1 protein-coding gene is annotated in these 1,421 nt (G+C 35.9%); it reads left to right on the top strand.

Annotated features, from left to right (window positions below):
* Positions 1-1,421 (top strand): Ig-like domain-containing protein (locus Q0776_RS17710; RefSeq protein WP_298371346.1); only part of this gene is annotated, 1,421 nt, incomplete at both ends.

The raw sequence follows: 1,421 nt of genomic DNA, 5'->3' as shown, positions 1-1,421 counted from the left end.
GAGAAACAACTCAGAATATAACAGTAACAGCAGCGGGAACATATAGTGTAAAAGTAACAGACAGTGATAATGGATGTACAGCAGAAGATAGTGTAATAGTATTACAAGATATCGATGCAGCCACAGCAACAATCACAGGTAATGAGGAGCTGACTTGTGCAAATACAACGGTAACGTTAAGTGCAGCAACAAGTATAGTAAAAGGAACAGCAAGTTACTTATGGAGTACAGGAGCAACAACCGCAACAATAGATGTTACAGCCGCAGGAACATATTCGGTAACAGTAACCGATAGTGACAATGGCTGTTCAGATGAAGAAACAGTAACGATAAGTCAAGATGTTACAAAACCAGTAGTTATTTTAGAAGCGGAAACAACTGAATTAAATTGTAATGTAACAAGTATTGTTTTAGAAGCAAGTGAAAGTACTGGAGGCGATAAATTCTATTGGAGCACAGGGGAAACAACTTCAAGTATAACAATTACAGAAGAAGGACGTTATTATGTAATTGTTACAAAAAATTCAAATGGTTGTTCAGATTTAAAAAGCATAACTATTACGCAAGATAGTAACGAACCAGTTGTTGAGATTACAGGAGATTCTGAATTAACTTGTTCAACAACGAGTTTGGTATTAGACGCAAGTAGTTCAACGGTTCAAGGAACCGCAAGTTACTTATGGAGTACGGGAGAAACTACAGAGTCAATAATTGTAAGTAATCCTGGTGATTATACGGTAACAGTAACAGATTCAGATAATGGATGTGATGCAACAAGTGAAGTTTTCACGGTAACAGAAGATGTTACTGAAGTGATTGCAACTATTACAGGTGATTTAGGATTGACTTGCACATTAACAAGTGTAACCTTAGATGCTAGTAGTTCAACTGTTCAGGGAACAGCAACTTATTTATGGAGTACTGGAGAAACAACAGCAAGTATTCAGGTGAATGAAGCTGGAAGTTATTCAGTAGTAGTTACGGATGGTGATAATGGATGTTTTAATAGTGATGAAGTTATTGTTTTATATAATTGCACATATGCTATAGCAGATATAAATAATACTTATAAGGATACCGCAGTAAGTGGAAATGTATTAACAAATGATGAAGATTATGAAGGAGATATCCAAACAGTTACTACACCAACTGTTATAACCGTTGAAGGAGTAGCAGTAACAATAGATTCAACAACAGGAGTTTATAGTTATACACCGCCAACAGGTTTTGTAGGAACGGATAGTTTTGAATATACAATTTGTGATAATGGAACTCCACAGGCTTGTAGCACTGCAACAGTGACTATTGAAGTAATGGAAAATCCATCAACAGATACAAATAGTCCACCAGTAGCAAATGATGATACTGCTATGACAGCATTGGATACACCAGTAGAAGGGAATTTATTAACAAATGATTTC

The sequence above is a fragment of the uncultured Lutibacter sp. genome, from assembly GCF_947495725.1.
Classification (GTDB): Bacteria; Bacteroidota; Bacteroidia; order Flavobacteriales; family Flavobacteriaceae; genus Lutibacter.
This window is presented reverse-complemented; position numbering and strand designations above follow the sequence as displayed.